A 9,527-nucleotide genomic window follows, 5' to 3' on the forward strand; every position below is an offset into this window, starting at 1 on the left:
CATTGAGTATGAACATTCCTTTAGAAAAGTGTCCGGTTGGACTTGACCAGAACAAAGTGCTCATCGTACATGAATATCAATCCCTTATATTCCCATAAAAACCATCATTATTAACGGCTTCCGCACAAATAATACCTTTATAAAGGAGGGGTTAAAACAAAAATGTGCCTAGCAATTAATTTACAATTTACATGAAAAATTACCATTATTTACTGCAAGTAAATGGTTATCTGCTGCTTGGGCAATATCTACTACTTAGGTTGACAGTTTGAATCTGATCGACATAGAAATCACGATAGTTTATGGTCAGTGATATAAAGCGGGAGGGCAGACAAATCAGCGCCACTGGCGTCCTTCAGTAATCAAGATTAGTTTAATGCCAGCAACAAGGTTTTAATGGAAAACCACATGCTTTAAGGAACAAAATGCGACTTACCTTAAAACCAAAAAATCACGAATTATATAGTAATAAAGTTTTGAGTAATAATTGGCCTGCATCTGGATATAGGGCTGACATTCAAGGTCTTCGTGCGTTGGCCGTGATGCTGGTGATTATTTTCCATGCTGATTTTCATTTTCTTAAGGGTGGCTATGTTGGCGTAGATGTTTTTTTTGTGATTTCAGGCTACTTAATTTCAGGCTTGTTGTTCAAAGAAATACATTCCGCTGGCACTATTGATTTTAGGCGATTTTATGCCAGAAGAATTCGTCGAATTTTACCCTTATCTGTTTTCGTAACATTAGCCACCCTCATTTTTTTCGGTTTGAGTTTTTCACCTATAGAACTTCGTGAACTAAGTAAAACTACATTATTTACCTCATTATTTTCGAGTAACGTTTGGTTTGTTTTGCAAGCTACCGATTATTTTGGCAGCGACACTGAGACTAATCCACTGTTACATACATGGTCTTTGGGGGTAGAAGAGCAGTTCTATTTTTTGTGGCCTGCACTTGTTGCATTGCTGCCTTTATTCTCTGCTAATCGAAAGATATGGAAATGGCTAGTCATTGTTATCTCGTTTCTATCTCTGCTTAGCTTTTTATATTTATTTAACGAAAACCAGCCATTGGCTTTTTTTGGCATGCCAACTCGCGCCTGGCAGTTTGGCTTCGGTGCATTGATTCATTTTATTCCTGCGTATAAGCGTATGGGGAGGCTTGAATCGAACATTGTTGCCTTGATTGGCTTAGGGTGTATTTTGTTCACATCCATCAATATTGCGGCCGGTTTTGATGGTAACCCCTGGTGGGCTATTTTGCCGACACTGGGGGCTTGCGGAGTGATCTGGGCCGGCCAGGTTACGCCAAACCATTTAGTTTATCGCTTATTGTCTGTCAAGCCGATAGTGTTTGTGGGCACGCTCTCCTATTCACTTTATTTGTGGCATTGGCCTGTTTTAATGTATCTAAAACTCGACGATGGCTTGCTAAGTATTGTTGATGTGATTGTTGGCTTAACAGTTGTCTTTTTGTTTTCTTTTTTGAGTTACCGTGGTATTGAAAATAAGTTGAGAAGTCATCGCCAGTTAAATTCTAACCTTCGATCATTTGTTCTTGGTGCTGTGTTAGTGATACTCGGCGTGGGTACTTCGTTGGTTTTTTACTATTACGCAAAATTTTCCCTGAATTCTGTTGGGCAGCAAAAAATTGCTGCTGTTGAGTTTGCCAGTAAGGAAACAAGGGAGTGTATCGCAAAAATTACCGAATCTGAATTGGCTAATTGTGTGCTGGGTGATGTGAATGGCAAGATTTCAATTGTTTTGCTTGGGGATTCTAAAGCACAACAATGGATGCCTGCTTTGTCTGAAATAGGATTAAAAAATGGCTGGAAAATCATTCCCATCATAAAAGCGGGATGTTCACCTGCATATCTTAATATTTTTCTCGGCTATTTGGGGCGAGAATACAAAGAGTGCAATATATGGCGCGACAAAGCGTTGAGTCGGGTCATTCAGCAGGCACCTGATGTGATTCTATTTACCCACTTTTCAGGTTATTCCCTGTCGGTAAATGGCAAACCAACCGCCGCAACAGAAAGTGACTGGAAAAAAGCTTACTACGAATTTGGCCAAAAGTTGCTTAATACTCATTCTAAATTACTGTTTTTAAGGGATAATCCAGGATTCCCGATGGATGTCCCGTTATGCTTATCGAGAGCCGTTAGGGGAGGAGAAATTTATCCAGATATGTGTGAATTCGCTACTACCGTTATGGATTATAGGGAGTCGGTTTTTCACGCTGCGCAAGATAAACTACCACAATGGTTGGATGCGCGCATCTTAGATTTGTCGTCTTCCTATTGTACTGCTGATATCTGTCCAACCTTTCGTAATGGCTCAGTACGTTACACCGATAATCATCATCTTAGCTTTGAATTTACCAAGGAGCTTGTTTGGCTTATCGAAGATGAATTGAATTTGATTTTGCAGCAAGCACATCAACCCAAGTGAACACATTCGATACGCTTGAGACAATAACGTAGGTATTACGCGACTTTATGAAATTTATTCCAGATGCTCTTTTTAAGTTTATTGGTATCAATCAGTCTGTGTAGTAATTCAGATAAAGCCGATAACCCTACGAACATGATAAATACGATAATCGCGCGTTTGCCCCAACCACTCTCGACAAAGAGTCGGGCGATAGGCTCAGCTACATCGTATAGTGGCATGTGAGCAATAAACACAATAATGGTGTTACGTGCAAAAAACCGAACAAGCGCAGAAGCACGAAGGTGTTGAAACAGTACTACCGCAAACAAGGTGTTGATGATATACACCAGGCTGACACCAAACGATAACCCAAGACTACTAATTAGGCCGTAGGGCTGGCTTAAGGTTTTTATAGGAAAGCTGTGTTCAAAGTTAAAATAGCTATTCATTGCCCCCGCCCAACAAGCCAGAAAGAGTAGCCACAAGGAGGCAATAATAATAACGGTTAAACGATGAGGGGGTTTATCTGTTTGCTGACTCAGAAACATACCCAGTGCCAATATACTCAGCCAATTAGTGGTCAGCATGTAAGCATTGTATAAATAGCCACCTTCGATTAGCAGGCCCCTTACTACCCACTCAACCAAAAACACGACTATCAGTAGTTGTACCGACATGGTTAGGCGGCGTAGCAACAGTGCCCATAACAGTAAAATATGCAGGTAGGTGCCAATAAACCAAGTGGTAGGGTTTGATGGAAAATTATTTGCCAACACATTGATGCCACCCAAAAACGGTAAAAAATTAGTCAGTTTGAGTGAGCCAATAATACTTAGCGATAAAAAACTGATTAACAGGGTAATGGCGATGCCCCAAAAATACATTGGAAATAATCTGTTATAAACAACTTGCCAATGAGGCCTGGTTTCACTGGCTAAGCCCCAGCCCATGACAAATACAAAAAAAGCTACGCCGAGTTGTTTGGGGTAAACAGGTTGAGTAAATTGATCAAATGGCTCACCAAAAAAATGGCCCACCACGATTAAAAGCATACCTATAGCTTTGAGCCAGTCGATAAAATCAACTCTGCTATTAGGCATTTATTTTCTCGCTTTGTTCTATAACATTTTGCTGCTCTATGGACTCAACAGGCATGGGCAGAACCGGAGATTGCAGTTTCTTGATAAATCTAGCGGGATTTCCAGCCAAGACAACATAATCTTTAGTATCGTTGGCAATGACCGCTCCGGCGGCTATTTGGCAGCCCTCACCAATATTGGCCATAATAATGGCTGCCTCGCCAATCCAGACGTTAGCACCGATGTGTATTCGCTTGATATTTGCCGCAGTGAATGCCTCCCATTCACCCGTCAGATCGTTGTGTATATGTTGCTGGCTGCCGCTTAGTAAGCTAGAGCGACTGCCAATCAGACTATTGCGTCCTAAAAACGCTGAACCTACTGTGCAATAGTTGCCCAGATAAACATTGGGTTCAACGATTGAGTCACGGTGGCAAAACATGGTGCCAAAACCGATATAGCAATCCATTGAACATTGGCTTAAGGTTAAAGAGTAAAATCCGCGTCTGAGAAATACGCCCGGCAGTCCGGGTAAAATAGCAAAAACATTAGTCCAGAATGTAAATATCAGTTCTGACTCGCGGCGCAATAATGTTTCTAACCAACATGTGGCAGCAGCTGGAAGTGCGCACAGTTGAGCAAGTTTATTGAGACATACTTTTAGTATATTTCTCACAGGCGTTCCCTTTTGTTATAAATATCAACCCTAATACTGATTTCATGCTTTACGACGCATTCGTTTGAAACGTGCATTGTGGGTATAGTCGTCGATCAATCGTATTTTGGTCGGTATTTTAAACCCAGGTAATACACCTGAGCAGTGCTTACGCAGACGCACTTTAAATTCACTCAGTGACTCTTGAGTCGTTATTTTAACATCTGCTGAAACGGTCATCCCTGTAATGGGGTGACGAATGCCGACTACAACTACATCTTCTACACCGTCGAGCTGCAAAATGGCACTTTCGACTTCGGCAGGATAGACCTTTTCTCCACCTACATTAATAATTTCACTCTCACGGCCAAGGATCCTTATCCATTCTCCGTCTTGCTCAACCTGATCACCCGTATTCATATAACCATCTGAATCGAACGGTGAGGGAGCGTTAAGATACCCCAACATAGCTGATTTGCTTTTGATACATAATTTTCCATCAACGATTTTGGTCTGATAATCTTCGCCGCCCACTTTTACCCATAAGGAATTGGAATCGCGTGATTTAGAGCGCAATATGCCGACCTCTGATAACCCATAGGTTTGCAACATTCTAATATTGGGAAATCTTGCAGACATCGCTTCCAGCGTACTTGCTGGCATGGGTTCAGTGCCATAAGTTACCAGCTTAAGTGAACTTATATCGCTCTCTTCTGCGGCCCCTGAAAGTAAAAGTAAATTAAGAAAAGTAGGTGAAGTGGGCAGTACCTCTCCTTTATGCATTTCAATCGCTTTGCACACGGTAATTGGCCGGCGATTTTCAGGAATAATTGCCATTCCACCATTGGCTAATGTATACAGCAAAGTGTTTATTCCACCAATATGATCAAACTGTAAAAATAACACGGTCCGCATGGTGTTGCGGGGCACGGTAAACTTAGTGAGTAAGGCCGCTAAGTCATGCACGATAGCTTTACTTTTACCGGTCGATCCTGACGAAAACAAGACCAAACCTGGCGTGCCGCGCTGTCTGATTTCCTGGTATATTTGATGGTCAGCAGTGACCTGAGTTGGCGTTAATATGTACTGATTGTCGTGTTGCGCAAATTCATATTCAACCTGGCCTATGTTGGTAAATTCGTCAAATTGGGTGGCTGAATCATTAGATAATGGAATAATAATAGCATTGTAGTTAGCCAGAGCTAAAAATAAGGCAATGGCATCGGCCGAATAATCGCCTTTTACTGACACTACTGCACCTGCGGGAAGCGTTGAATTTGCTAAAAATGACTGCCACTGATCCAACTTTTCAGTCAATTCTTGATAGCTGATACAGTGGCTGCCAATGGCAACCGCATCTGCATTACCGGCCTGACGCATTTTTTCTTTTAAATAAGCAACACTCATGAAATCCCTCCCAAGTATAAAATTTGCCCGGTAACCATACTACTTTGAGGTTGTACGTAGAAATCAACAATATTAATTACGTCTTCTACGACGGCCATCTTTTTAATTGCTTGTTGCTGCAGCAATTTGTCGATTTTATCGTCGCCTACGCCACTAATTAATTGGGTATGAATGGGGGATGGGCCAATTGCATTGCAGGTAATACCAAAACCACCCATTTCTTTTGCCACGATTCTTGTCAGTGTTTCAACCGCACTTTTGGAAGCCGCGTAGGCGGCTTCACCGGCTAAATTGAGGGGCACAGCAACGGTACTTAAATTAATGATTCGGGCACAGGGCGATTTTCTGAGTAAGTTCAGGGCTTTTTGGCAAAAAATAAACGTGCCCATAAAATTGGTCGCCATGATGTCTTGTGCATTTTGAATAGGTGTCAAGGCGAAGGCGTTCATGCGGGCAATTCCGGCATTATTTATTAATATATCAAGCGAGGTAAATTGCTTTTTGATGGCAGTGAAAATTCTTTTTGCATCGGCTTCGCTGGCAACATCAGCTAAAAAATGATGATAGTTTTCATCCGCTAATGACGTTTCCGTGCGTGACACGCCTATAACGATGTCGCCTTTTGCTAGAAAATGTTCAGCCAGCGTTTTACCAATTCCCCGGCTCGCACCTGTTATCAGGACAGTACGCGAGCCCATTTAAGACTGTTCCGCAATAACGTCACTTATGTACTGCGTCATGCTAGTGAGATTTTTAAATGGTGAACGAGATGATGACATGGCTTTTTCATCACTTAAAGACACGTCAATGGATTCTTCTGCTAATGCATCTTCAATATCCATCAGTAAGGCAACCAAAGCCATAGAATCGAGATGACCATCTTTGCCAAAAAGGACGGTTGATTCAGAAATTGGAATTTGAGTGTTGTCACTTCTTGACTGGTTAGTTAATTGCAGTGCGTTAACAACAATTTTTTCTATGTCGCTTGAGTCCATGGCGTATCTCCTTGTGTTTTTTTGTTCCCGCAATAAGCGCGCCATTATTCTTTTGTCAGTTTGATATATCGGCTGCGAGCACCTGTATTCCACACTAATTTATTTGTTGATGATTATTTAAGCAAATGATTTTTTTTTAAGTATTCGTAGGAGTGTAAAAAAAACTGACACAATGCTGTTATTTTTTCAATGAAGTTAACTCTGCTACTTTATCAGCCCAACGGGCTTCGATAATTTCCCGCGAAAAGTGGCTATTAAAAAATGCCTGGATAAGTGGTTTCAGACTTTCTTTTTCAATTAAAAAACGGTTAATTGCTGCTGTCACGTCGTTTATCTGATTATCTTCAATCAAAATTACACCCGGACAGGCTTTGAAAGGCATAAATGCTTCGATTGAAGAAAGTACACAGGGTATGCCTGCACTGAGCGCCTCGGCTACGACCAGACCGAAGGTTTCCTGTTGGCTTAAAAAGACCAACACATCAAAGCTATTAAAAATCTTTTCTTTATTATTTTCCCATTGGTGGTGAATCACTCTGGGATCACCGGAAAACTGCCTGGATGTTGACCAAAGATGAATTTGATCGCAATTTGAACTCAGTCCCGCCTCGACACTTAATGCTGCATTTTTTCGAGGCTCGTCGAGGTTTCCGACAACACCTATATTATTGGTCAATTGCGACTTATTAACGGTTTGGGCTGAATTAGGAATAATAAAAAACTTTTCGTTTGGTAGTTGATAAGAGCTTTGTTGGACTTGCCCAACAAAGTGCACCCAGTCGGCTATTGCGAGCATGTTATCTATATGATCGGTATTTAATTGATGCAGGGCTGTACGTAATCCATGAATGGTTAAAATAGTGGGTTTGCCTGCTGCTTTAACCTTTTTTAATTCGTCAATATTGGCACTCAGGTCGAAAAAGTAGAGGTCGTTATCCAGTTTTAATTCCTGGGTAAACCTGACGGTGTGGCTTAACAGTCTGCAGTAAAAACTACCAGGATGAATTTTAAAATTGACTGAAAAAATGTTGGCTAAACCATTAGCAGTAGATGCAATAGCGATAGGACCACCAGATTTTCCGTGAAAACCGCAACTAAAATATAAGTTTATGTGTGAATTACGAGGCTTAAATTTTAACCGTTTAAAGTAAAATACTAAGCTGTTAAGCGTTTTTTCTCGAAGATCATACAGCATTATGTTCTCTTTATTACTCTACAAAAAATTGCGTTCAACAATAACGGGGATGTCGTTGAACTATACTGAACATCAGAAAAACTACCACACTTATAAGGTTGGAGTGGGGAAAAATATTAGAGTAAGATAGTGGTAAAGTTATAAGTACATACACGGAATTGTTAATGGTATCAGCAAACACTTGGCAACAACTCAGACCACTCCCTATCGCATTATTTATTTCTCTATTATTCTCACTAGTATTGCTTGGTTTGGCAACACATTGGAGCTTTGATCTTTTTCAGCCGGGTTTTTTATGGAAGGCTTACAACTATTACTTTTTAAGCATTATAGATGGCCACCTTAATGTTCCCGCATTCGCAATAGGAAAAGAGGGGAGTTATGTAGGCGATAAAGTGTATATGTACTATGGGATTCTACCCACTTTGCCACGTTTTCTTTTGCACCCATTTGTTGATTTAACACAGGTGCCCGCCGCCTATTTTTCGATTATGTTTTACACAATCATAGGAAACACAACACTACAATACTGTTTAGTTAAACAATATGTATGTAATTCAAAGAATTTGAAGGTTGCTAATAGCACTTCTTTTTTGTTTTTGATTATAGTCAGTATGGTGGTGTGGTTTGGGTCGGGGTCATTTATTGGTTCTCAAAATGCCTCGATATACCATGAGCCTTATGCGGCAAGTTTGTGTTTAGCTAACATCTATTTAGGCTTAATGCTTAGATACAACTTTTTTACCGGAGAATACCGGAGAATAAGTTTAATTCCTTTCGCGATCCTGGCTGGCTTGTGTGTACATGCAAGAATGCCAAGTGCCTTAGCCCTTTATGCTGTTACCGTCATTTTAATTTTATTGCAGTCATACCGGTCTTTAAAAAATAGCGCTGAAAGTCGCCACTTTTTGCACTTAGTTATTCATTCGATATCACAGTACTACCGTGAGCTTATTGTACTCTTGTTATTTGGTTTGAGTATTTTCTGGCTCAATTATGTCAGATTTGGCGATATGTTTAAGTTTATGGGAACCGGGTACGGTTTTATTTTTTTTGAGGGGTGGTCTGAACGTCAATGTAGTGTTATTCCATCTTCATCTATTTATAAATTTGTCAGAGTATTGGTAAACGGCTATGTTTATTTGACAGGAGACTGGGAAAACCATTGGAGTTTGATAAGGTTACTGTCAACCGGGTATGGTCGTATAGAATCTCCAGCCGTTCCCTTATTGTTACTGTGGCCTTTGCCTATCTTCTGTTTTTGCTGGTTAATTTGGAAAACGCTGGTAAAGATTAATGTGGCTGGAAATAAAATCCTATTAGCATTAGTTTTTGCTTTCAGCGCAGGGGCGGTGTTTCAGCTGGCTTATCCGACAATAACACATCGATACGTTATAACTCTCTGGCTTCCTTTATTAGCCTCACTGCTCTATTGTTGGTGTATTTATTTAAAGCAAGAAAAACAATTCAAATTTCAATTCAGCGCGAAGATACTTGTTGTATTAGCGTTAGTGGGCGTCAGTTATCAACTGTATATTGCCTCAACGTCTAATTACTATTTAAAAGATGGGCCAGTCACTAATTTACCTACTTATCATTATTCAGATGCTGATAATGAATTCCTTGGATCGTTAACGGCGGAAAAAATCGAAGAATTCATTGCTCAGAGAAAGCTGACTAAAGCCGCTGAATGTCAGAAATTTAAAGAGCTAAATAACCTCAGTTCTGGATAAGAAATAGATATTCCAAAGGAACTAATAGCTC

The 9,527-nt window shown here is 40.5% G+C and carries 8 protein-coding genes; 2 read left to right on the forward strand and 6 right to left on the reverse strand.

Annotated elements, in window-relative coordinates:
- Window positions 1-425: 425 nt before the first annotated feature.
- On the forward strand, window positions 426-2,450 hold the full coding sequence (locus NWQ57_RS16445; protein WP_306023252.1) for an acyltransferase family protein: 2,025 nt from the start codon (window positions 426-428) through the stop codon (window positions 2,448-2,450).
- 35 nt (window positions 2,451-2,485) lie between these two features.
- Here the strand turns inward: NWQ57_RS16445 and NWQ57_RS16450 are convergent, their stop codons facing one another.
- The 6 genes from NWQ57_RS16450 to NWQ57_RS16475 form a co-directional block, all read right to left on the reverse strand.
- On the reverse strand, window positions 2,486-3,532 hold the full coding sequence (locus NWQ57_RS16450; protein ID WP_306023253.1) for an acyltransferase family protein: 1,047 nt from the start codon (window positions 3,530-3,532) through the stop codon (window positions 2,486-2,488).
- Complete coding sequence (locus NWQ57_RS16455; protein ID WP_306023254.1) at window positions 3,525-4,187, reverse strand: acyltransferase; 663 nt, start codon at window positions 4,185-4,187, stop codon at window positions 3,525-3,527. The genes NWQ57_RS16450 and NWQ57_RS16455 overlap by 8 nt, the downstream gene beginning before the upstream one ends.
- Window positions 4,188-4,229: 42 nt before the next feature.
- On the reverse strand, window positions 4,230-5,573 hold the full coding sequence (locus NWQ57_RS16460; RefSeq protein WP_306023255.1) for a fatty acid--CoA ligase family protein: 1,344 nt from the start codon (window positions 5,571-5,573) through the stop codon (window positions 4,230-4,232).
- The gene (locus NWQ57_RS16465) at window positions 5,570-6,271 is read right to left on the reverse strand and encodes an SDR family NAD(P)-dependent oxidoreductase (RefSeq protein WP_306023256.1); all 702 of its coding nucleotides are present in this window, start codon (window positions 6,269-6,271) and stop codon (window positions 5,570-5,572) included. Before NWQ57_RS16465 ends, NWQ57_RS16460 begins: the two co-directional genes overlap by 4 nt.
- Window positions 6,272-6,568 carry a hypothetical protein gene (locus NWQ57_RS16470; protein ID WP_306023257.1) on the reverse strand — a complete coding sequence of 99 codons (297 nt, stop codon included), beginning with the start codon at window positions 6,566-6,568 and terminating at the stop codon, window positions 6,272-6,274.
- Window positions 6,569-6,746: 178 nt separating this feature from the next.
- Window positions 6,747-7,763: a glycosyltransferase family 4 protein gene (locus NWQ57_RS16475; protein ID WP_306023258.1), complete on the reverse strand. Its 1,017-nt coding sequence runs from the start codon at window positions 7,761-7,763 to the stop codon at window positions 6,747-6,749.
- A 164-nt stretch (window positions 7,764-7,927) separates the two neighbouring features.
- Between NWQ57_RS16475 and NWQ57_RS16480 the strand changes: the two genes are divergently transcribed.
- Window positions 7,928-9,496: a hypothetical protein gene (locus NWQ57_RS16480; protein WP_306023259.1), complete on the forward strand. Its 1,569-nt coding sequence runs from the start codon at window positions 7,928-7,930 to the stop codon at window positions 9,494-9,496.
- The last annotated feature ends 31 nt before the right edge of the window (window positions 9,497-9,527 follow it).

Source organism: Paraglaciecola sp. (assembly GCF_030730205.1).
Classification (GTDB): Bacteria; Pseudomonadota; Gammaproteobacteria; order Enterobacterales; family Alteromonadaceae; genus Paraglaciecola.

Bases quoted from the DNA above. Each gene is read 5' to 3' on its own strand.
- NWQ57_RS16445 (WP_306023252.1), top strand. From the start codon at position 426: ATGCGACTTACCTTAAAACCAAAAAATCACGAATTATATAGTAATAAA.
- NWQ57_RS16450 (WP_306023253.1), bottom strand. From the start codon at position 3,532: ATGCCTAATAGCAGAGTTGATTTTATCGACTGGCTCAAAGCTATAGGT.
- NWQ57_RS16460 (WP_306023255.1), bottom strand. From the start codon at position 5,573: ATGAGTGTTGCTTATTTAAAAGAAAAAATGCGTCAGGCCGGTAATGCA.
- NWQ57_RS16465 (WP_306023256.1), bottom strand. From the start codon at position 6,271: ATGGGCTCGCGTACTGTCCTGATAACAGGTGCGAGCCGGGGAATTGGT.
- NWQ57_RS16470 (WP_306023257.1), bottom strand. From the start codon at position 6,568: ATGGACTCAAGCGACATAGAAAAAATTGTTGTTAACGCACTGCAATTA.
- NWQ57_RS16475 (WP_306023258.1), bottom strand. From the start codon at position 7,763: ATGCTGTATGATCTTCGAGAAAAAACGCTTAACAGCTTAGTATTTTAC.
- NWQ57_RS16480 (WP_306023259.1), top strand. From the start codon at position 7,928: ATGGTATCAGCAAACACTTGGCAACAACTCAGACCACTCCCTATCGCA.